Source organism: Lysinibacillus parviboronicapiens (assembly GCF_003049605.2).
In the GTDB taxonomy this organism is placed as follows: domain Bacteria; phylum Bacillota; class Bacilli; order Bacillales_A; family Planococcaceae; genus Lysinibacillus; species Lysinibacillus parviboronicapiens.
This window is the reverse complement of record NZ_CP073713.1, coordinates 943,132-965,197: the sequence shown is the minus strand read 5'-3', so window position 1 is coordinate 965,197 and position 22,066 is coordinate 943,132. Positions and strand designations below refer to the sequence as shown.

Sequence of the window (22,066 nt, the reverse complement as noted above, 5' to 3'; positions counted from 1 at the left end):
ATCAAGCATATCACTGAGAAAAGTCATGGATAGCAAAGTATATACTTTCTTACCTATAAAAATTAAATCGTTTCAAAACCACTAGGGGAGTCTTTCTGACTGAGACGTGTATGTAACCACGGACCCTTCGAACCTGATCTAGTTCACACTAGCGTAGGGAAGTGGCGACACTTGCTTTTTTTAATATGTAAATGCAAGGCCGCTTCCTTTCGTTGTGAGGAAGCGGTTTTTTTGTGTTCATTTTCGACAGATTGTGCTTGAAGTGATGTTAAGTAAGCTTTCAGCGATATTTTGCATGCTATCCGTGATTTCGTGTGAGTTATCAGGGATTTTCTCATGCTATCAGCGTTTTCGTGTGAGTTATCAGCGATTTTCTGCATGCTATCAGCGATTTCACATGAGTTATCAGCTATACCAGGTTCTATTTGTGGTTAGAGAGCTATCTACCAAAAAGGAGTGAAAAAGGTGTCAATTCGAAAATTAACTATTATGGCTTTATTTGTCGCCATTGCTGTAGCTGGCTCTACTTTTGTCTCAATTCCAACAGGGATTGCACGTGCCTATCCTATACAACATGCCGTTAATGTTATTGGAGCCATTTTTCTTGGCCCAGTACCTACTGTTATAGTAGCCTTTGTCACAGCTATTATTCGAGTTGTTACAGGAACAGGCTCTCAATTAGCGATTCCAGGCAGTGTCATCGGGGCTTTGTGTGCAGCTCTCGCCTATAAATATAGTGCTAAGGCTTGGCTCGCAGGTGTTGGTGAAATGTTTGGGACAGGTATCATCGCATCCCTTATAGCAGTGCCTTATGCACATCTTTTAATGGGTACCTCTGTTGCTGCATTATTTTTTATGCCTGCTTTTTTAACATCAAGCATTATTGGAGCAGTTCTGGGAATTATCGTTGCCAGCAATCTGCGGAAAACCGTACTTATCAAAAGCTTTATATGACCACGTTATTAGCGAATAGAACTTTATTGATTTCAAATAACACAAAAACGCAGTGCAAAATTTTGCACTGCGTTTTAAATTTAAAGTATTCAATTATTATTGACGTTTCTTCATGCCCTTTAATAGCTGTGCTACATTTGTATCCTCAGCCTGTACTGGTGTATCATTTGCAATTTGCTGTGTTTGCTTCGCCTTTGTTAAGAAACTCCAGCCAAAACGTCGGATTGTAATATCTATGAAGAATAGTAACATCCCTGCTAATAGCAGCCAGGTTGCAATATTTTGGCGCTCTGCCCCTTTTTGCGTGAAATCACGGAACACTTCCTGTGGTTCTTCTAACACACTACCACCTGTTTGCTTTGTAAGGTCTTCCACTAATTTTTCATTTACTGGACGTAGTTCATACTCGGCACTATACGGAACACTTAGACCAGCCTGATAAATTGCCTGTTCTTCATCGGCAATGCGGAAAAAGATAAGACCTGGTTGTGCTTGTACAGTCGCCCGAACTTGCGAGGCAGATAATGTTTCGAGCTGCATTTCTAGCTCTTCTCCTGCCTCATTGACAGCGACGATTTCTAAAAATGCCGCTTCATTTGTCGGGTCAGTAATAACAAAAGTGCCATCCATATCTAAACGTACGTCATAGGCTACATCATTATAACTTGGTAGCATTTGCGAAATCATCGTTTGCCAAAATGTGCCCCATTCCTGCCATCTTGCCCAGTCTCCTGTCCATTTCCCTGTGGAATCTGATGTGAAAGCGAATGTTTTGCCTAGTCCATATTGCCACTGTGCTATCACTGGATCTTGCTTCTCGCTTTCTGCGATTACAGAAGCGCCCTGCTTCGGAGTTGTACCTATATACGCATTCATTTGTGGCACGCCATTTGCAAATAATGAATGCCAACCCGAGGCATTATAAATCGTTGGATAGAAAGGATTATCTTCAATATATGTGCGTGAAATCATCGCTGTCTCGCGTGATAATATGGAAGGAATGGTCTGTTCATCAATAACATCATAGAAACGTCCACTCCCCATTTCACTTAAAGACTGAAGTAAATGGCCATCCGCATCTTGTCCAATCGCAACTGTCGATAGTGTAACCCCATTCTCTTTACCAGTTGCAATTAAATCCTCATAATTCCCTGATTGTGATTGTCCGTCAGTTAATAAAATAATATGCTTACGTTGTAATTTTTGATCGGCCAAATTTTCATATGCCTTTGCAAGGGAGCTATATATTTCCGTACCCCCACCAGGAGTCACAGATAAAATCGTATCGACTGCTTCTTCTTTATTGCCAAGCGGTCCGGTTTCGATAATTTCCCAAGGGCGATCATCAAAGGCAATAAAGCCAAGTGTATCCTCGTCACGCAACATCTCAACTGAACGTGCTGCCGCTTCCTTAGCAAGTTCTAACTTTGTACCATGCATACTTCCTGAACGATCGAGCACGATGACCAGACCTAAAGATGGTAATTGTTCCTTACCTTTAATCTCCATTTCAACAGGTAACAATGTTTCGATTGGTGTTTTAAAATAGCCACCCAAGCCAAAGCTATTTTCGCCACCGACCATTGTAAAACCGACACCAAAATTTTTCACTGCCTGCTCAATAACGCCCATTTTGGCCTCACCAACCAAATGCCCTGGAACATTATCAAAAATTATTGCATTATATTGTAAATAACTTGATAGCTCATTTGGCAAACTGCTTGCATCTACGACATCATAGGAAATTGACTTCGTGCCCAATGCCGCAGCAATTGGTGATGCTGTATCATAACCGTTCACTATCAGTAAGTGAGGCTCACTTTGTACCATCGTGACACTCGTTAATTTATTATTTTCAAATATGGCATCTTGGTCTACTTGAACAAGTGCCTCGTATTTGACCAGTCCTTCGGCAGTTGCCGTATGCTTGTAGGTAAATACATTCAATCCTTCGGCAAGTGCCACTACTTCTCGATGAATAAGCGCATCATTTTCGTATAGCAATAATTCGCCCTGACCTGCTGCTGTTGCATTCACTTCAGTGACAAGTTGCTGTTGTTCGCCTACATAAGCAATCTGTGGTGTCACAAAGCTTTTAAGCGATACATCATTGGCAACGGCCTGACTGAATGGCACAACGTCTACGCTAATATTGGAGCTTTTTAATTTGGTAGCAAACTCCAATGCATCACCTTGTGTTTCATTCGCGTCCGTTAATAAGACCAACCTTGTAGCTTTTTTCGGATTGACAATACCAGTAGCTAATTGAAGACTTTGCTCAATATTTGTTTGATCCGTTTCTTTTATAGTTGTAAATTTCGGTACTTCCTTTAATGAATTCGATAAAATCGTTTCTGTTTGTAATGTCGAAGAAAAAGAATAAATCCCTGCAAGCTGCTCATCCTTTTTTGACTGCAAACTTTCCTCTATAAAACTAGCCATCTCCTCTTCTGTACCCTTCATGGAAGCGGAGCGATCGACTAAATACAGTACCTGTTCTTCCTTAATTGGTAACAAAATATATGGTGCTGCGAGAGCAAAGACTAAAGTGCTTATTGCCATAACCCGAATACCAAGTACAACGAGATGGCTGTTTTTCAGACGTTGACGTTCACGCCAATAAGTCCATGCAAAATACGCAAATAACGGTAATAATAACAATAAAGCTAGTGGCGTATCAATTCGTAAATCCACGACGTCGTTGCACCTCCCACTCTGACACCAGTAATACTAAAATAATGAGTATGAGCCAAGGCACAAATGAAGTCTTGGATACCTCTTCCTTGCCACTTTCTTGTAATTCTCCAAGTGTATAACTCGTGCCTTTTTCGATCACACGCTCCTGTGCCTGAAGTTGCACGATGAGGCGTTTTTCCTCACTATTAGAGCGTGCTGTGTAAACTCCCGGCTTCATCGGCGCTGTTAATAAACCATTTGTAACCGTCGATAAAAATTCATCATCCTGTGCATAAACACTCCACTCTCCTTGCGCTAAAGCAACTGAGCGCTGTTCATTTGGCGTAAAAATCCCCAGTGAACCAATTGATTCAGCTAATTGTTGTTGGGCACTCCATAAGAATAGTGGGAATGAGGGATGCAATGGCCAATCGGTATCGGCTATATCCGCTAGTATGATAATATCTCCTTCTGTTGAACGCTGAATAAATGGTTTATCTCCAACAGTGGCAATTGTTTTATAGCCATCAAATGCAGGATAAAGTGCACTTACATAAATATCTTTTAAATCACTGAATGCAAATAAAGCGTCATTCGTGGTTTTCACGACACCATTCATTTCAATCTTTTCGCTATCATCACGTCCAAATAATACAATCGGCTTGACCATTTCTTTCAGCAAGGCTGTTTGATTTGTCACCACGGTAGCATCTTGACTGTCTACCATTTGTAAGGGTGGAACAATCTTTACGCCACTGTTTATTGTTTGGAACCCCTTTTGAATAAGTTGATGCATATTTTGATCAACAACTACTTTGGAAGTGGCTGTTTGTAACAATACCGATTGACTATTATCGATGGCATAATCGTCTTGCACATCAATGATCGCAGTCATCGAATCCACCAACGGTAAGTCTTTAAACGTTTTAGTCACTGCTTCGTTTGCTGGTATTGTGACCTTCTCTGTTATAACTTCTTCACCCTTAGCATTTTCTAGCGTAAGAGTCAGATTATGCTCTTTGCCTGTATCATTTTGCAACTGTACAAGTGCCATCGTTGCTTTTCCGTCTGTTGTAGCAGCAAACTTTGTAATGGCTATATTGGTTAAATCCTTCGCTGATCCTTGGACAATCCATTTCACCGAATCCTTTTCCATCGGTAATTGCTTCTTGTCGAGTGTATCTGTAAAGACATAAATCGATGTCGGTGTCTCACCGACAAAAGCTTGCGCCACATCAAGTGCTTTATTCATTTGCGCACTTTCATATGTCACTTGCAAATCCTGGACAGCTTTCTCAATATCTTTAGCGTTTGTTTCTTGCTGTAAAACGGCCTGCGGAGTATTACCTGTCGTAATAAGTGTCACAGGTCTTCCATCAAGCTGATTGACTAACGACAACATTTCCTTTTTATGTGCATCAAATGTTGACTGCTCTTTCCCTGCTAGCATTGTCGCAGATGTATCAACAATGAAAATGGTTTGTGCTCCTGCAATCGTTGACTTTTTTACATATGGATTCATCAGCGCGAGTACTAGTAGAAGAAGTGCTAACAGTTGCAAATAGAGCAAAGCATTTTTTTGTAAATGCTTTAAGTATGGGGATACACGTGTCTCCTGCATAATTTCCGACCAGAAGAGTGTTGAAGACACACTTTGATCGGTATATTTTTTTCGAAAGAAATAATATAGTAGGACAATGACCGGGATGATGGCCGTCCAGCTAAAAAGTATTTGACTAAAGCCCAATACGGCTCACCTCACCTAATCCAATGTGCTTTTAATAATTGTTGAAAGACGGCATGCTGAAGTCCATCTTCCACCTTCAGTTGTAATTTTCGAACACCGAAGCGTCGACAAATTGCCTCAAACTCTTCTTCATGTAAACGTCTTCTTGCCTCATACGTATCAAGTACCTTGGATGACATCGTAACATTCACATCACGACCCGTTTCACGATCAAGTAAACGAACATCCCCACTATAATTTGGAGATAATTCTTCCTGTGTAACGATTTGTAGAATGCGCACATCCCCTGCAAAACGTGGCAACCTTTTCAATAGCTGTTCCCATTCTTCGATTGCTTCTAGACCATCTGTCACTATAAATAGCACCGTGCTGTCTTTAGGCATTGCTTTTAATGCTCCCTGTGCAAAGCTACTAGTATATGTCGCATCTTCAATGTCAGTCACTATTTGTAAGAAGGCACGCCGATACATTGCACCTTTTCGACGAAACGGTGGCTTCATGTCTTCTTGAACAACTGAAAATGATAATCGATCATCACGACCAAGCACCATTAAGCCAAGTGACGCAACAATTTGCCGAGCAAAAGTCCATTTTGCTTGCTCACCCATAGATTTGGTGGTGTCTAATAAAATGTGAACACGCATCTCTTGTTCATCTAAAAAACGTTTAATGAAATATTTATCAGTTCTCGCAAAGACGTTCCAATCCACCTGTCTTACATCATCACCTAGGTGATATTCACGAAAATCCGAAAAATCGAGCGATGCCCCGAAACGTTGCGAACGGTGCGAGCCCTTATGTTGCCCACGTAATTTGGAGGCCGTCGCCACTTGGAAGCGACTAATTTTCGCTAGCCAATCTTCGGGCAATAATATTCTCTGAGTCACCCGCTAACACCTTGCTGTACTTTTTCTAAAATAATGTCTATCACATCATCTGCCGTTTTCCCTGAAGCCTCCCCTTCATAGTTCAGCAGCATACGATGACGTAGTACAGGCTTCGCTACGGATTTAATATCCGCAACTGAAACATGGAAGCGTCCATTCATCAGTGCTCTTGCTTTTGCTAGTTTTATTAAACTTTGTAAGCCACGAGGACCACTACCATACATGGCATATTGCTTCACTTCATCTATGGCATCCACTCTTTCAGGATGTGTTGCCACAACAAGATCAGCTGCAAATTCAAGCATTTCATCTGCGACAAGTACTTCTTTCACCATTTGTTGTGCGAGCAGGAGTCCTTCTGTATCCATTATTTTTTGTAGGGTGATTTCCTGTGCTCCAGTTGTTCGTTTCATGATGTCCATCAGTTCACTTTTCTCTGGATACGGAACGAGAATTTTGCAAAGAAAACGGTCCATTTGTGCCTCTGGTAATGGATATGTCCCCTCCATTTCAATTGGATTTTGGGTAGCTAGCACAAAGAATGGTTTTGCCATTTTTTTCGTATCCCCTAAAATTGTTACGGTTTTTTCTCCCATTGCCTCAAGCAGTGCACTTTGTGTTTTCGGTGTAGCACGGTTAATTTCATCTGCTAATACCATTTGGCTAAAAATTGGCCCTGGCTGGAACGTAAATTGTTGTTTACCATCTGCTGTGCGCTCAATCATACTCGTTCCTGTAATATCGGCAGGCATTAAATCAGGCGTAAATTGAATACGCGAGAAAGATAAATCCAACACCTCTGATATTGTGCGAATTAGCATTGTTTTCCCTAAGCCTGGTAGTCCCTCTAACAGCGCATGACCATCTGCAAGAACAGCATACAATGTATAATCAATCGCTTGCTCTTGACCAACTATAAAGCGATGGATTTCCGCTTTGACTTGTTGTAAATTCGTACTCATTTCCATATATTGTTGTTCTGTAAATGCCATTTCTTTTCCTCCTACTGCGACTCAATTGACGTGAAATAAGATTGCACGACATTTTGTAAATCCTTCGGTAATTGTAAACGCTCTGAGCTTTCTAAATAACTGTCTTTATAAGAGCCTAAAACTTCATCATATGGACGAATCGAACCTTTTGTAATCGGTCCATTTCCTTGCTGCTCCGAAACATGTGAGCCGTCTCCTAATGATCCTCCATCTACAGTGGTTTCACTTGAACCACCTAACCGCTCAGGCATTGTTAAGAGGTTTCGGCCACCTTGTCCTGTTCCTGCACCGTTTCCTAAACCTGAACCCTGACCAGAGCCACTGCCTTGACCTTGACCTTGACCCTGGCCTTGTCCTTGTCCTTGTCCTTGACCATTGCCCTGTCCTTGTCCTTGCTGATTACTTTGACTAGACCCTTGCGCTTGCCCATTGCTATTTTGCCCCTGCTGCCCACCTTGTTGATTGTTTGACTGCGCATTACCAGCAGGATTTTGATTGGTATTCGCATTGGTGCTGTTTTGTTGATTGCTATTTGCGCTATTGGCACTTGCAATGGCATTTTGTAATGAATTACTTGCTGGCTTGCCGAGCTTACTCATTGCTGTTTGAGTAGTATTCGCATTTTGCGTTAGCTCTTGCTGCATTTGAGCAAGCTCCTTCAATTGTTCAAGTTGTTCTTTAGATAAGCCTTGCCCCTCAGATGCACCGTCTTCACTAGCCGTTTGCTTATCCTTTAATTGTTGTTCCTTTAACGCAAGTTCTTTTTGCTTTTTCACGACTTCACGTAGTGCTTCTTCAGCTGTATCTGTCTCTTTTAATATATTTTGTAATTCTTTTATCTGCTCTTTCACTTCTTTTGTTTCTGCTTTTTTTTCTAATTTAGCAACTTCTTTTTTTATATCCTCGATGACCGCCTTTTCTTTTTCTACCTCTATCGCTTCAATTTGTGTAGTAGCTGGGAACATATAGAGCACCGCTAACACAACAGCTGTTGTAAATAGTCCAATAAATGCTGGAGGTCGAAACAAAGCTTTCTTTCGAACTTTAAATTCAGAGAATGCTTTTTCTGCCTTTTGGACTGCTTTTGCAAGTAGTGATTGAACCAATGGATCTTCATCTTCTTTAAATGACAAAGCTGTAACCAGTTCATTATGCGAGAAATAATAATCGAGTGTGTGTAATGCCTCTTTCTCACTTACACGCTTCCACCACATGATGACAATTGTTGCAATTATCCCAACTAGAAAGACAACCAATGCCGTTTGACGGTAATACGGCCAGACAAATAGCCTAGAGATAAGGATGAGGGAAGCACTAGAAAGCAATGCCAAAAACAAGCCGTACTGTGCAATAGGAATGCTTTTTTCGAATGTTAGACTCGTTTTTGCACGCTGTATATACTTTTGTAATTGCTTACGACGCTCCATAGGGTTTCCTCCTCATCGATTGCTTTTCATATTGGCACGTAATTTTTTAATAGCAACTGTTAAGCTAAGAATAATAATGACTACATACACTAGTAAATAAGTAATCCACACTGGGAAATCCACACCTGAAAGCTCTGCTAAAGCGTTCCCCATGTCTGAAGAAATAAGTGTCAACATTAATGCACCTGGGTTTATGGATGCCCAGAAATACGTCATATAGGAAACACTCGTCCCTATGGCATTCCCCATTTGATGAAAGGCCATTGTTAAAAAGAAGAAAAATGCAGTGATCCCGCCTAAAAAGATTATCGAGCCATACGTTGCAATCATTGCAACTATTGTTTTTTTTGTAATGGTAGAGAACATCACCCCGATACTACCAATCGCAATGACAGTCACTAAGTAAAATAAAAAGATAGCAACTAATTGAGAAGGCGATACCCCACCAAATAAAAACACTAAACTATACAAAGGTAGTCCTGCGATTAACATTAGCACTAAAAATGCCACCGAAGATAATAACTTTCCAATCACAATTTGTGTTGAACTTTGTGTTGTAGTCAATAAAATATTTAATGTTTGCTTTTCGCGTTCACTACTAATAGCACCAGCCGTTAAACTTGGTGTGATAAATAGAACCAGTGCCATTTGCAATATCGTTAACACAGCAAACATCATAAAGCTTATCTCAGGTCTAAAGAAACCCTTGCCTGTAAATTCAGTTGTCAGTAGTAAAAAACCTGCGATAAAAATACAAATAACTGCTAAATAAAACATCAAACCTGAAAAGCTTTTAAAAGAACGGAAGCGTAACTTCAATTCTTTAACGAGTACGGGATTATAAAATCGCTCCATCATTGATTGTCCGCTCCTTTCGTAATCGCCATAAAGACGTCCTCTAAATCCTTTTCTTCTTCACTTAGTGCATAAATCGGTAAATCTGCAAGGATTGCTGTTTTCAGTAGTGTTACTTGTTGCGCATCAGTTCCACGGTAATTAAAGGCTATCTCTAAGCGATTATCCATTACATCAATGGAAGAAATAAGGGGATCTTCTTCTAAAAATGCACGTACTTCGCTTAAACGTTCCGCTACCTTAATGACAATGCGCTTCTCTCCCTGTAATTGCGCTTGTATTGTTGCAACATTACCATGAGCGATTAGTTTCCCATTATCAATAACACCTATTTCATCACACATTTCTGCAAGTTCAGGCAAAATATGTGAGGAGATTAAAATGGTTTTTCCCATTGATTTTAAATTTCTTAAAATATCTCGCATTTCTACGCGAGCACGTGGATCAAGTCCTGATGCCGGTTCATCCAATATCAATACTTTTGGATCGTGAATCAAAGCGCGTGCAAGACATAAACGTTGCTTCATGCCTCGTGATAGTAAATCTACATAGTCAAAACGCTTATTTGTTAAATTCACAAGCTCTAACAACTGTGGAATTAATACTTTACGCTCCGTCGCGCCAATGCCATAACTCGCACCATAAAAATCTAAATATTCATCTACTTTTAGTTGATCGTATACACCAAAGAAATCCGGCATATAACCTATTTGCTTGCGTACTTCCTTTGGTTCTTTGATAACGCTTTTTCCATTGATAAGGGCATCGCCAGAAGTTGGTGAGAGTAATGTTGCTAAAATCGAAAATGTTGTCGATTTCCCAGCACCATTTGCGCCAACAAAGCCGAACACAATTCCTTCCTCAAGTGATAGGTTTAAATGGTCTAACGCTGTAAAGGAGCCATATCGTTTTGTTAAATCACGAATTTCAATCATTCCTTCGCCACTCCTTTCAGCTCAATATTTGGTAACTTTGTTTGCTCACCTGTTTGATCCGGTCCAAACTTAATTTGTACGCGTAGTTCACCATTTTCATTTACGTATTGCATAATATTGTCCGTAAACGTTTGCTTTGTATCAACCATAGGCTCAAAGATGTTCGTTTCATTATTCCAAAGAGCAAGTTGCATGCGCTTGACATCCAGATTTGAAATAACAAGTTCATTTAATGATTGAACAGATGCCATAAAATTATCTGGCATAGCCATTGTAACTTCATATAAACCGTCTGATAGGTACCAGTTATTTAGTTGTTCGTCTATTTTGTCAAAATAAGCGTTCGCTGATTGTGGACTCACTGTATAAGTAAAGTTTGTACGCTTCATTGTAAATGGACCTGTTAAATCCACTTTTCCTTCAAATGGCTGTATGAAATATGAAATAGGTGACATGTTAGCACTTGTCTCAAGTTCTACCCCGACAACTGCTTGTTCTGCCCAAGCAGCAATTACTGGTTGCTTGTCTTTTTCTGCAAGCGGCAGTGCGAACGATTTCATACGCTCGATACGAAGAGGATCTACATCTTCTTTCTTCTTTGGATAATTATAATTATAATTATTAAACGAAGATGGCTTTTGCAGTACCGTTGACTTCAGTTCCTTGTCCACTTTTAGTGTGCCGTTCGGCTCGATATCCCCAAGCTTTACTTCTTTAATTCCTGAAATTAGCGTGACATCTTTTAATTCAAACGGGAAATTATTCTTAATTGTCCCAGAGAGCTTTTCATTTTTAAGTGTAATATCGATATCCATCTTACCGATGTCTTTTGCAGTTGTTTTCCCCGCAAATGATTGAACAGACCAATAGCTTAAATTTCGTAATGTTAATGTCGAGCCATTAGCGTGTTCCTTAATATACGATGTTTCATGTAAATCGCCTACCGTACCAGTGATATTATTATTGTTCCGTAATGCCAGTGCAGTTGTATTTTTATCTGCCTCTACAACAAAATCTCCACTACGATTCGTTAAAATCGATTCAACATAATAGCCATTTATACTACTATCCTCATTTACTTTATAGAAGGCTGATTGCTGTACTTGTGGTTGTACGATACGATCTTTAGCGCCAAAAATAAAGAGCGCAATCGAGATTGCAACTGAAATAGCTGGTATTAACCACCACGCATGTTCACGTTTATCCATTTTTTTCAGGACAAAATAAAGAAGAGGTCCGATAATTAAAATATACAAAATGATGACGATTAACATATAGCTAACAGACACTTCAAATGAGGGGAATAATTCATTAATGGAACGCAGTTCATATGAAATTTGATCCATTGTGGATTGTCCTTGCATCATCCCTTGTTGGGACAAGATTTGGATATTTAACATTTTTGCAGTTAATGCGGCGTATCCATCCATTGATGCTAAAGGCTGATCTCCTAATGAGAATGTTGTTTGTACAATTTCCCCACTACCAAGCTTTTTCTTTGCAGCTAGAGTTGTGTCATTTTCTTTTAAAATAGCAACGCTTCCTTGATTATCGGTTGCTGTATAAACGGAAATATCTTTTGTAAAGATACCTCCACCTGATAATTTTGTTAAACTTCCTGCTGAAACCGTCTTCATTTGTTGTGATAATGTCAGTGGTAAATAATCTTTAAAGATGCCCGCAGTTGTCAGTACTTGATCAGAAGCACCAAGTAATAAAGTACCTCCATCCTGTACCCATTTCAATAAAGCTTCCTGTTGATTTTGAGATAGGTCGGCAATAGAGTTTTCATCGACCGCAATAATATTCGCCATCGCATAGCCTTGTGCATCCTCCGGCAAAGTAAAGTCTTTTAGTTGATTCAAATTAAAAATTTCAACATTACCAGACGAAGAAAACTGTGATAACCGTAAATAAGCAGATAAGCGGTCACTTTTATCCGTTAATGTATAGATAAATGTTGTGGAAGGATCTAAAAAGTTTGCTTGTAAACGTTTTGTTCCTTTATAAGCAACCTTTTTTCCTTTTTCAATGCTCCCCTCATAAAAGGCAAACAAATCTGCTTCTGAATAGCTATAATCTGCTAGTCCATCCAAATATAGCTCAATTGTTTTTTCTTCACCTGCTGCTATATCTAACGGTAGTACAAGCGCTGATGCAGCCTCAAAGGAACTTGACGCATTTATCGCCATGTCTCCTGAAAAATCAGCTCCATTATTTTTCACTGTTACTTGTAATGGCACAACAGATTGATATTTTGCTTTTCCCGCCATTCCCGCATTGGCTTGCACTTCTAAGGTTGGTGCGGCGCTTGCCTGCGATACAGGTAGCATAAAGCTCATAACAAACATTAATAGAACTATAAGTGCCGTTATACTCGATTTTTTCAAAAACTCAACCCCTTTTTTTACTTAACATATAGATGATTACATAATTATACGTTTTAAATTGCATTTTGTTCCATTTCTTATGATATCTTCATGAATATTCATAAACTCTTAAGATTTAGACAGGTCAACAACAAAAAGGGCAAACCTACAAGTGATGGATGGATCACTTGGGGTTGCCCGTGTTTTTTGGGAAGCTATATCCTATTTTGTATAATCAAACAGGCAACGCGCATGATCTTGTACTACTTCTACAAAAGCCTCTACCTGTCGTAACTCAAAAGAAGATTCGTAGCCTATTAACCACGTATCACGCGTTAAGCCAAATTCTTTTTCATTGTTAGTCAGCGCAATTTTATTTATGCCATCATGCTCGTTTAATGTGATGGAAGGGAGAATGGCATAACCAATCCCATTCAAAGCCATCTGTTTACACGTCTCAATTTGATCCACCAAAATTTGTCGTCTCGGATTCGATGCAAAATGTCGTTGCCACCATTGTTGAATTTCTTGATAATAATTCGAATCACTCTTGAATTGAATAAATGGTCGATTCGTCGTAAGTACGTCTTCAATAGTTTTCAATTCTTGATCGACTAAGTAAAGGGTGTCACGGAAAAGATGAATCTTTTCCCCCTTCCAATCAACCTGTCCACGTACAATGCCAATGTGTGCCTCACCCTCGTACAAGGCTTTGACAATTTCCGAGCTCCAGCCAGTCATAAGCGAAATTTTTGCTTCCGGGTATTTAGACACAAAATCCTTTAATATTTTAGGAAGCCAATTTTGCCCGACAATGGATGCACAAGCAATTTTGAGTGTTCCGTTTACTTTTGTTGTTAATGATTGAATCGTTTCGAAAATTTCTTCTTTTTTTGCTAGCATATCTATTGCATAAGCAATAACTAGTTCTCCAGCAGGTGTCGCAGTTAGTCCCTTCTGTGAACGAATAAAAAGCTGTGCACCCCATTCTTTTTCAATCGATTGCAACCGTTGAGAAAGCGCTGGCTGCGATAAAAACAACCGTTCGGCTGCTTTCCGCATATTACGTTCCTCAGCTAATATTTTTAATATTTCTGCTTCCGTTGCCATCAATTACCTAAACCTCCAATACAAGCAAAGGGGGCCTCACGATTTACACCTGAGTCCCCTCTTAAACTACTTTTCTGTTTGATAAATATATTTTTTCAATTGTTTTAATATAACTCGTCTCGTTAAAATTCCTGCAAATGTACCTTCATCGTCCACTACACATAAAAAGGCATGATTAATGACTAAATCTAAAGCACGTTGAAATGTATCTGTCAGCTTGATAACAGCTAAATTTTTATCCATTATCGAATCCACTTTTATATCAGGTAATTTTTCATATTCAATGTGCTCGAGCCCTAAAATCGCTTCTGTAATCATTTTTATACTGAGTAACCCTTGAAGTCGATATTTCAAATCTAGTACAGGAATTGATGAATATCCTGTACGTGTCAGTACAAGGAGTGCATGTTCTGCACTATTTCCAATCTGTACATGTGCAACCTTTTCGGATGAAATAACAAATTCACTAATTGGCATTGCTAATAAGTCTTTGCTGTTAGTTGAAATCATGAACTTCTTCTCCTTTTCTGTCCTTGCTTTGCAGAACAGGATGCTTCCCTTTTATCATATCATAATTTTTCCGTATATGACCACGACAAGGTCGAGAAGAGTTTTTGAAGAACAACGAATTATTTTAGCATTTTAAACAAAAACTAAGTATCAAATCTGCTCACGCAAATTTGATACTTAGTTTTTAACTCATACATTTAATACCCTGCCTGACTCCAGTAGTAAAAAATAACAATGCCTAAAAAAAGTAAGAAAATAGCATACACCCAAACAATTGGATTCAACATTGTTGCATATTCTTCCACAGTTTCTGAAATTGGTGTATCTTTTTCTGATTTTCGTTCCGTGGTCATTTTAGCAATGCGTAAAGTGGAAACGAAGGAAATGACAGCAATGATGGTTATCGCAATAAGAGCTGGTATTAACCACATACCCATAAGGCAAGACTCCTTTCTTTACCCTTAGTATGCGTCAATCCAGCTCCTCATTATGCAAAAAAATTATTGATTAAAATGGGTGTTGATTTAACCATTGTCCACCATCAAGTGTGACACATTCACCATTCATATAGCGTGACTTATCCGACATCATAAATGTTGCTAAGTCGGCCACTTCCTCGGGTGTACCAATTCTACCTAATGGTACAGAATCAATTGTTCGAGCAGCCGCCGCTTCTGACTCCCACAATTTATCCGCTCCGCCTGTGCGTTCGATTGGACCTGGAGCAATTGCATTTACACGAATTCCATATTGTTTGCCCCATTCGACCGCTAACGTTCTTGTTACTGATAATACACCTGCTTTTGCTGCTGCAGAATGGATAACGCCAGCGCCTGCATTCCAAGCATAGGTTGCAACCATATTAAGGATAGAACCTTGACTCTTGTTTTGAATCCAGTACTTACCAACTGCTGATGAACAATAGAATGTACCATTTAATACGATATCTACTACGGCTTTCCAACCGTTAGGCGTTAAATCCTCTGCGCGAACAATAAAATTACCCGCAGCATTATTTACAAGCCCATCAATTTTTCCAAATTTTTCAACAGCAAACGCAACCATCGCTTCTGCATGTTCTGGCACTCGCACATCCATTTGGAATGTTTCAATTGTCGTACCAGATTCTAATATAAATTCTTTTGCTTCTTTCAAACGCTCTTCATTACGGCCTGTAACAATTACATTTGCCCCTTCTGCAACGAATTGCTTCGCCATATACAGCCCCATCCCACTGGAGCCACCTGTAATAAGTATTGTTTTCCCCTGCAACATACTATTTCCCCCTTCACAAAATGAATAAGCATTCATTCATAAATTCTACTATATTTTCTCGAAAATGTCATATAAATTCTACAAAGAGAAAACTTCAATTAGTTGGCGTCATACTGACCGCTTGCGGGATAAAGTAAAACTTCCTACTCTTCAAACAACGCAATCAATCAAAAAAGCGACTATTCAACGCAACAATCATCAAATAACTCACATCTATGCACGTCGAAAAGAGACGATTGATCGTGTATTTGCGATGCGTAAGAAAAACCATGATATACGTTGGACCACCTTACGATGGATTAAAATTGTCCATGCTGGCGCTGTTTATTTTTGCTGCCATGTATTTGACGAGGTAGCTAATGGCAACGTCCAAAAATGGCAGAAAATAATTGCTCGTAGCGTACTACTCTTGTTAATAGGGGCTATTTGAAACTTCTATTTCTGATAAAATTCATATAGCACGTTCAATGATTTTCCGATGTCAGCAGATGTCGCTTCAATTATTTATAGACGACCACTAATTAACTGGAGCGCAGGCGGCGACTTCTGTGAGAATAGCATGAGCTAAAGGCCCCGCAGGAGCTTAGCGACGAGGAGACTGAAGCCATGCCCGCGAAAAGCGGTTGCCGGTAACGAAAATAACGGATTTATATAGATACTTATACTTCTATGTTTAAAAGAAAAAAGACAGTAACCAAAATCATTTTTTTAGTTTGTCTACTGTCTGAAAGATATCATCTTTTTTAGGACCTTTCTAAAATTCATAATGATAAGCCATTTTATATAGCTCCATTAACTCCTCATATGTTGGCACTTTCGGATTATTCCCTGGGCTACCACTTGCAATTGCATCCACAGCCATTTTTGGAATGGCCGCATAGTATGCATCGTTTTCTATACCCCATTGCTGTAAATTACCAATGTTCATTCTCTTACACAATTCCTTTATCGAAACAATGGCTAAATCGGCAAGTTCTTCTTGTGTTAAATACTTTCCTTCTTTATTAAAAAAATTACCAATGTCAGCTAATCGATCTACACAGGCATCTTTTGAGTACTCTAGTACAGCGGGTAGTAACATTGCATTAGAAATTCCATGTGGCACATGGAATAGTGCCCCGATAGGACGAGACATGCCGTGCACTAAAGCGACAGAAGCATTTGAGAACGATAGGCCTGCTTGCATAGAACCAAGTGACATAGCCTCACGGGCATCAATATCATCTCCATGTTCATAAACTTTTAGTATGTTATTGACAATTAACTCCATCGCTGATAACGCAAGTACATTAGAGTAGGGATGTGCTAAGCGTGATAAATAACTCTCGATTGCATGACTCAGTGCATCGATACCAGTAGCCGCAGTGATTGCTGATGGCGAAGTGATGGTCAAAATAGGATCAACAATTGCAATCGTTGGCATAAATGCCGGTTGCTTAATCATCATTTTCACTTCATTTGTCGTGTTTGTAATCACAGTTGCATCCGTTGCCTCAGATCCTGTCCCGGCAGTTGTTGGTATCGCGATATGTGGAATAGGTGTTTTATCAGCGACTTTTTGCATTTTCATGTAGTCCCCAATATAACCACCATTTGTTGCGACAACTGCAATGGCCTTCGCTGTATCAATGCAGCTTCCACCGCCTAGTGAAATGATGACATCACATTGTTGCGCTTGCAAAACTTCAAGCCCTTCTTTTACAAACGAATCAATTGGTTCAGTTGTTACCCCTAAATATGAAACCGTTTCCAATCCTTGCATTTTCAATAATAAGTTGCATTGATTGACAAATCCTAAACTATCCATGATGGGATCACTAATAATCAATGCTCTCGTCCCTAATTTTTTTGCATGAACCCCTACTTCTTCAAAAGAATCCCGTCCATAAATCATCGTCCCTGGAGAATTTACTGTGAAAATTGTTTTAGTTTGAATCATTCCGTCTCCCCCTTAACTATTGTGCAGTATAGCCGCCATCCAATACAATCGCTTGACCCGTTAGACCTTTTGCCACATCACTTGCTAAATAGAGCGCTAGTCCTGTAATTTCAGATACATCTAGCAAACGCTTTTGTGGAACAAGTGGATAAAGAACTTGTTCAAGTACTTCCTCTACCTTGATACCTCTTGTCTTCGCTAAGTCTATAAACTGATTACGTACCAAATCTGTATCAACGTAACCTGGACAAATAGCATTTACCGTAATGCCTTCATTTGCTACCTCAAGCGCAGCCACTTTTGTTAAACCTATTACCCCATGTTTAGCTGCATTGTATCCTGCCTTACCTGCAAATCCAATAACCCCATTAATGGACGCCATGTTAATAATACGGCCAAAGTTATTTTTCTTCATATGTGGCAATGCATATTTCATCGTTATAAATGGTGCAGTTAGCATCACTTTTTGCATTAGCTCAAAAGTATTTGTCGAGAAATCCTCAATGAATGAAACATGTTGGAATCCTGCATTGTTCACTAAAACATCTATTGTCGCGAACTTTTGGATTGTGAAATCTATCGCTTCACGAATCGCCCGCTCATCCGTTACATCACAGGTATATGCCGTTAATAAAGGATTTTGTTCAACTGCCGCGATCAAACTTTTTTCATTTATATCCGTAATCACTACATTCGCACCTTGTTCAGCAAATGCTTGTGCTAACGAGAGCCCAATTCCACGTGCCGCACCGGTAATAAATACTGTTTTTCCATTCACGTTATATCCCTCCTACGTACCAAGCAAGAATTGTAGTATTGCAATAATGACGGCCAATGCACCAAATAGTAAATAAGCAGCTTATTATTTTTACAAACAGAGGTAATCGTTATAGCCCCACGTGGCAAAGAAGCCCAATGTTATCGCAATTATGCGATGTATACCTACATATCAACATTCATATCAATCCCATGGGGTGCTAGTAAAGGCATTGCACTCGTTTGACCACCCGATACTAATTCTGTCATAACTAAAGTGCCACCAATTTATAACAACCGAAGCATAGCAAGCCTTTGTAAAAAAAAGCTGTACTCATTAATCAAGAGTTACAGCTTCTTCTATTAATTAGTCGTTATTACTTGGGAATGCAAATGTTGATGCTGTGGACACATTACTTGTCATCCAGCGTTCTGAAATGGTTTTCGTTTTAGTAAAGAAACGTGCTTGATCTGGACCAAACATATGACCTTCGCCAAAACGAGACCCTTTAAATCCTGCAAAGTTGTGATAACCCACTGGTATCGGAATCGGTACATTCACCCCAACCATTCCTACATCAATTTCAGTTGTAAATTTACGAGCTGCAAACCCATCATTCGTAAAGATTGTTACGCCATTTCCAAGTTCATGGTGGTTGATTAATGCAATCGCTTCATCTAAAGAATCGACACGAACAATGTTACGAGCAGGGCCAAATACTTCTTGTTCATAAATCTCCATACCCGGTTTCACATTATCCAGTAATGTTGGACCTACAAAAAAACCTTTTGATTCTTTAACTATTGCTAAGTCACGACCATCACATACGACAGTCGCACCTTCAGACTCTCCGCGTTCGATCGCTGCTAAAATGTCATCTTTGGATTGTTGGGAAATTACTGGGCCAAAATCAGTATCAGGCTCCGTATATGAACCCACTTTTAATGCAGAAATTTTTTCCTTTAAAATAGCAACAAGACGATTTGCAGTGTCTTGCCCTACAGGCATAATTGTAGAGATGGCCATACAACGTTGTGAAGCGGCACCGTAAGCCGCTCCAATAAATGCGTTGGCTACTTGTTCTAAATCTGCATCGGGCATTACGACCATATTGTTTTTACCACCACCAAGTGCAGTAACACGTTTACCGTATTTTGTTCCTGTTTCATAAATGTATTTAGCAACCGGTGTTGATCCTACAAATGAAATTGCTTGTACTGTCGGGTTTTCTAATATTTCATTTACTGCATCTTTATCACCATTTACAACTGTCCAAATACCATCTGGTAAGCCAGCTTTTTTCCATAATTCACTGACATACAACGAAGTCATTGGTACACGTTCAGATGCTTTTAACACAACAGCGTTCCCCACTGCAATTGCCATACTTGTTTGCGCTAACGGTACCATAATTGGGAAGTTAAATGGCGAAATGGCCGCTACAACCCCTAGTGGATATTTAGCTGAATAGGCGTTTATTTGACCTCCAACGTTGACAGAATACTCACCTTTAACCAAATGAGGTACACCGATAGCTAAATCTACAGATTCAAGTCCTCTTGTGATCTCACCTCTTGCATCCTCTACAGTTTTTCCACTTTCTCTACAAATAATTTGTAATAATTCATCCATATTGTCAGTGATCAAATTACGAAATTTTAAAATAATCTCCGCACGTTTAGATACTGATGTATCACGCCAATCTGGAAACGCTGACTGTGCCTTCGCAATGGCTTCACGTGTCTCTTCTACTGTTGCTAAGGGGACTTTTGCGATAACCTCACCTATTGTTGGATTATATACTGAACCGTAACGACCACTTTTCCCCTTCGTCATTTCACCACCTATAAAATGCGTTAATGTTTTTACTTCTTGTGCTGTTGTCATAGTTTTTTCCTCCTTCAAAGTTGTTTAATGTAACATTTTCCTTTTAAACTTAAATATGCAGCTGACATATCATTTCTCCATAACCCGCTATTGAAATATCACTGTAAAGATTCACTAATTGTTCGCCAATACCAAGTGGGACACCTGCTTCGTCTGCCAAGGTTTTAGCTGATTTCAAATCTTTTAATAAACGATTTGTTGAGAAGTCAGGCTGATAGTTTTCATTTTTCATATATCCAAGTAATTGCGTTCATAAATTCGACTTTGACCATAGCTATTACTTAACACTTCATAAAGCGTATCTGCTGTAATACCCATTGTTTCCCCTAACACGATTGTTTCTGCTACTGCCTCTGTATAGAATCCTATCGCGGGTACCAACGCAAGGAGAAGTACCAAGATAATAAATATTTTACCAACTATTCTGAAAATTCAAGATCCACTTTGATAATCTTCGCGCTCTCTTCCTACCATTATTGTTCGCGTTGCACGAGTAGCACCAATGACACTCCCACTTACAGGTGCCAAGGTAGCGTAACCCCAACGATCGCGCTTCTTTATGTAGCAAATCATTTAATTGGGGATTCACCGTGCTGAAGTCAATCAGATAAAGTTCCTTGTTTCGCATGTTGTAAAATCCCATCTTGTGCTTTGTATACTTGCTCGACTGCTTGTGGGGTCGGCAAGCTTGTCATAATAACATCACTCTGTTTAATGACATCCTGTAAAGTTGCTAAACCAACTCCATCTTCTGCGATGAATCGGTCTATTGCCTTAGCATTTATGTCGAAACTAAATACCTCATAACCTGCACGTAGGAAATTTATCGACATCGGTAATCCCATATTACCTAAGCCGATAAACCCTAATTTCTCTTTCATTCGATATCCCCCCGTTTCTTAAAAATTCACAAATAAAGCTGAATGATACACTAGCCAACTTCATTTTTTTGTCGTAACATCAATAACGAGATAAATTAGGCGACTACGGTCATTGACTGCGGTCATTTAAATCATAATCAAACGCAATCTATCTCGTCAATTAAAAATTTTTTATTTTCTGAAAAAATAGAATTAAAATTATTAGAGTATATCTATATTTGGAGGAAAAGGAGTATGAATTCATTAACAACTCGCCAAAAGAAGGCATTAGAGACTCGAGAAAAATTACTAAAAACATCGCTAGATTTATTTAATAAACATGGATTTGAGCATGTATCAGTCGAACAGATTACCAAGGCATGTAATGTCTCAAAAGGGACATTCTATACACATTTCCCTTCTAAATACGATGTTATTTTAGAAAAATTTAAAGAGCTCGACAATTTTTATAGCACCGTGGAGAAAAGTATTGATGGCAACATGCCGGCAAGTGAAAAAATACTATTGCTTTACAGAGAACAAATGCTGTATTTAACAAACATCGTTGGCAAGGATTTATTGCGTACTGTATATACGGCTGCAATGACCAATCAAGTGGAAAAAGATCATTATTTAATTAGCCCCCAGCGTAAAATTTTCCAAATCCTTAATACATATATTGAGGAAGGAATTAAACTAGGAGAGTTTCGTAAAGATTTACAAGCAACACAAATGCAAACCATTATCAAACGTTGTATGCGAGCAAATGTGTATGATTGGTTAATTCATAATGAAGATTTTGATTTAGTAGCAGAGATGGCACACTTTACAGCAGTTGTATTAAATGGCATGAAAGTTGAAGCAACAGACGAAGTAACATGAAAAC

The 22,066-nt window shown here is 39.2% G+C and carries 19 protein-coding genes, 1 pseudogene and 1 riboswitch; of the genes and pseudogenes, 3 read left to right on the top strand and 17 right to left on the bottom strand.

The features are described from left to right. Window positions 1-73: 73 nt before the first annotated feature. Window positions 74-177: riboswitch (TPP riboswitch) on the top strand. 288 nt (window positions 178-465) lie between these two features. After that, on the top strand, window positions 466-954 hold the full coding sequence (thiW, locus tag C9J31_RS04505) for an energy coupling factor transporter S component ThiW (RefSeq protein WP_107947213.1): 489 nt from the start codon (window positions 466-468) through the stop codon (window positions 952-954). Between the two features lie 96 nt (window positions 955-1,050). Here thiW and C9J31_RS04500 read toward each other — a convergent pair whose 3' ends face one another. From C9J31_RS04500 to fadH, 12 genes are all read right to left on the bottom strand, one after another. Continuing rightward, on the bottom strand, window positions 1,051-3,648 hold the full coding sequence (locus C9J31_RS04500) for a VWA domain-containing protein (protein WP_107947215.1): 2,598 nt from the start codon (window positions 3,646-3,648) through the stop codon (window positions 1,051-1,053). Continuing rightward, window positions 3,632-5,377 carry a vWA domain-containing protein gene (locus C9J31_RS04495; RefSeq protein WP_107947217.1) on the bottom strand — a complete coding sequence of 582 codons (1,746 nt, stop codon included), beginning with the start codon at window positions 5,375-5,377 and terminating at the stop codon, window positions 3,632-3,634. Before C9J31_RS04495 ends, C9J31_RS04500 begins: the two co-directional genes overlap by 17 nt. 11 nt (window positions 5,378-5,388) lie before the next feature. Continuing rightward, on the bottom strand, window positions 5,389-6,264 hold the full coding sequence (locus C9J31_RS04490; protein WP_107923241.1) for a DUF58 domain-containing protein: 876 nt from the start codon (window positions 6,262-6,264) through the stop codon (window positions 5,389-5,391). Next, the gene (locus C9J31_RS04485) at window positions 6,261-7,256 is read right to left on the bottom strand and encodes an AAA family ATPase (RefSeq protein ID WP_107923242.1); all 996 of its coding nucleotides are present in this window, start codon (window positions 7,254-7,256) and stop codon (window positions 6,261-6,263) included. The genes C9J31_RS04490 and C9J31_RS04485 overlap by 4 nt, the downstream gene beginning before the upstream one ends. An 11-nt stretch (window positions 7,257-7,267) precedes the next feature. Then, window positions 7,268-8,683, bottom strand: a complete 1,416-nt coding sequence (locus C9J31_RS04480) for a hypothetical protein (RefSeq protein WP_107947219.1) — start codon at window positions 8,681-8,683, stop codon at window positions 7,268-7,270. A gap of 12 nt (window positions 8,684-8,695) precedes the next feature. Beyond that, window positions 8,696-9,541: an ABC transporter permease gene (locus C9J31_RS04475; RefSeq protein WP_107947221.1), complete on the bottom strand. Its 846-nt coding sequence runs from the start codon at window positions 9,539-9,541 to the stop codon at window positions 8,696-8,698. After that, a complete protein-coding gene (locus C9J31_RS04470; protein ID WP_054767064.1) occupies window positions 9,538-10,473 on the bottom strand; it encodes an ABC transporter ATP-binding protein in 936 nt (311 codons plus the stop codon). Before C9J31_RS04470 ends, C9J31_RS04475 begins: the two co-directional genes overlap by 4 nt. Further along, entirely contained in the window at window positions 10,470-12,863 is a 2,394-nt protein-coding gene (locus tag C9J31_RS04465) for a hypothetical protein (protein ID WP_107947222.1), read from the bottom strand. The genes C9J31_RS04470 and C9J31_RS04465 overlap by 4 nt, the downstream gene beginning before the upstream one ends. A 201-nt stretch (window positions 12,864-13,064) precedes the next feature. After that, window positions 13,065-13,952, bottom strand: a complete 888-nt coding sequence (locus C9J31_RS04460) for a transcriptional regulator CcpC (protein WP_107923246.1) — start codon at window positions 13,950-13,952, stop codon at window positions 13,065-13,067. A gap of 66 nt (window positions 13,953-14,018) precedes the next feature. Further along, window positions 14,019-14,462: a cyclic-di-AMP-binding protein CbpB gene (gene cbpB / locus C9J31_RS04455; RefSeq protein ID WP_107923247.1), complete on the bottom strand. Its 444-nt coding sequence runs from the start codon at window positions 14,460-14,462 to the stop codon at window positions 14,019-14,021. A gap of 197 nt (window positions 14,463-14,659) precedes the next feature. Then, the gene (locus C9J31_RS04450) at window positions 14,660-14,899 is read right to left on the bottom strand and encodes a short-chain dehydrogenase (RefSeq protein ID WP_107923248.1); all 240 of its coding nucleotides are present in this window, start codon (window positions 14,897-14,899) and stop codon (window positions 14,660-14,662) included. 70 nt (window positions 14,900-14,969) lie between these two features. Then, on the bottom strand, window positions 14,970-15,737 hold the full coding sequence (gene fadH, locus C9J31_RS04445; protein WP_054767062.1) for a 2,4-dienoyl-CoA reductase: 768 nt from the start codon (window positions 15,735-15,737) through the stop codon (window positions 14,970-14,972). Window positions 15,738-15,939: 202 nt separating this feature from the next. Between fadH and C9J31_RS23535 the strand changes: the two are divergent. Then, window positions 15,940-16,093: pseudogene (locus C9J31_RS23535) on the top strand (IS5/IS1182 family transposase); the annotation flags it as partial. A 398-nt stretch (window positions 16,094-16,491) separates the two neighbouring features. Here the strand turns inward: C9J31_RS23535 and C9J31_RS04435 are convergent. The 5 genes from C9J31_RS04435 to C9J31_RS23525 form a co-directional block, all read right to left on the bottom strand. After that, the gene (locus tag C9J31_RS04435; protein ID WP_107947225.1) at window positions 16,492-17,676 is read right to left on the bottom strand and encodes an iron-containing alcohol dehydrogenase; all 1,185 of its coding nucleotides are present in this window, start codon (window positions 17,674-17,676) and stop codon (window positions 16,492-16,494) included. 16 nt (window positions 17,677-17,692) lie between these two features. Further along, window positions 17,693-18,454, bottom strand: coding sequence for a 3-hydroxybutyrate dehydrogenase (locus tag C9J31_RS04430; protein ID WP_107923251.1), 762 nt, complete (start codon window positions 18,452-18,454; stop codon window positions 17,693-17,695). 345 nt (window positions 18,455-18,799) lie between these two features. Next, window positions 18,800-20,320, bottom strand: a complete 1,521-nt coding sequence (locus C9J31_RS04425) for a CoA-acylating methylmalonate-semialdehyde dehydrogenase (protein WP_107947227.1) — start codon at window positions 20,318-20,320, stop codon at window positions 18,800-18,802. Between the two features lie 49 nt (window positions 20,321-20,369). Continuing rightward, the gene (locus C9J31_RS23530) at window positions 20,370-20,552 is read right to left on the bottom strand and encodes a hypothetical protein (protein WP_238601984.1); all 183 of its coding nucleotides are present in this window, start codon (window positions 20,550-20,552) and stop codon (window positions 20,370-20,372) included. Window positions 20,553-20,919: 367 nt separating this feature from the next. Next, window positions 20,920-21,201 (bottom strand): NAD(P)-binding domain-containing protein, encoded by a 282-nt coding sequence (locus C9J31_RS23525; protein WP_238601986.1) that lies wholly within the window; start codon window positions 21,199-21,201, stop codon window positions 20,920-20,922. Window positions 21,202-21,435: 234 nt separating this feature from the next. On the opposite strand from C9J31_RS23525, the gene C9J31_RS04415 reads away from it, so the two are divergent. Next, entirely contained in the window at window positions 21,436-22,062 is a 627-nt protein-coding gene (locus C9J31_RS04415; RefSeq protein ID WP_107923253.1) for a TetR/AcrR family transcriptional regulator, read from the top strand. The last annotated feature ends 4 nt before the right edge of the window (window positions 22,063-22,066 follow it).

Coding starts and splice junctions, on each gene's coding strand:
- C9J31_RS04435 (WP_107947225.1), bottom strand. CDS start 17,676: ATGATTCAAACTAAAACAATTTTCACAGTAAATTCTCCAGGGACGATG.
- C9J31_RS23525 (WP_238601986.1), bottom strand. CDS start 21,201: ATGAAAGAGAAATTAGGGTTTATCGGCTTAGGTAATATGGGATTACCG.
- fadH (WP_054767062.1), bottom strand. CDS start 15,737: ATGTTGCAGGGGAAAACAATACTTATTACAGGTGGCTCCAGTGGGATG.
- C9J31_RS04425 (WP_107947227.1), bottom strand. CDS start 20,320: ATGACAACAGCACAAGAAGTAAAAACATTAACGCATTTTATAGGTGGT.
- C9J31_RS23530 (WP_238601984.1), bottom strand. CDS start 20,552: ATGAAAAATGAAAACTATCAGCCTGACTTCTCAACAAATCGTTTATTA.
- C9J31_RS04415 (WP_107923253.1), top strand. CDS start 21,436: ATGAATTCATTAACAACTCGCCAAAAGAAGGCATTAGAGACTCGAGAA.
- C9J31_RS04450 (WP_107923248.1), bottom strand. CDS start 14,899: ATGGGTATGTGGTTAATACCAGCTCTTATTGCGATAACCATCATTGCT.
- cbpB (WP_107923247.1), bottom strand. CDS start 14,462: ATGATTTCAACTAACAGCAAAGACTTATTAGCAATGCCAATTAGTGAA.
- C9J31_RS04460 (WP_107923246.1), bottom strand. CDS start 13,952: ATGGCAACGGAAGCAGAAATATTAAAAATATTAGCTGAGGAACGTAAT.
- C9J31_RS04485 (WP_107923242.1), bottom strand. CDS start 7,256: ATGGCATTTACAGAACAACAATATATGGAAATGAGTACGAATTTACAA.
- C9J31_RS04480 (WP_107947219.1), bottom strand. CDS start 8,683: ATGGAGCGTCGTAAGCAATTACAAAAGTATATACAGCGTGCAAAAACG.
- C9J31_RS04475 (WP_107947221.1), bottom strand. CDS start 9,541: ATGATGGAGCGATTTTATAATCCCGTACTCGTTAAAGAATTGAAGTTA.
- C9J31_RS04470 (WP_054767064.1), bottom strand. CDS start 10,473: ATGATTGAAATTCGTGATTTAACAAAACGATATGGCTCCTTTACAGCG.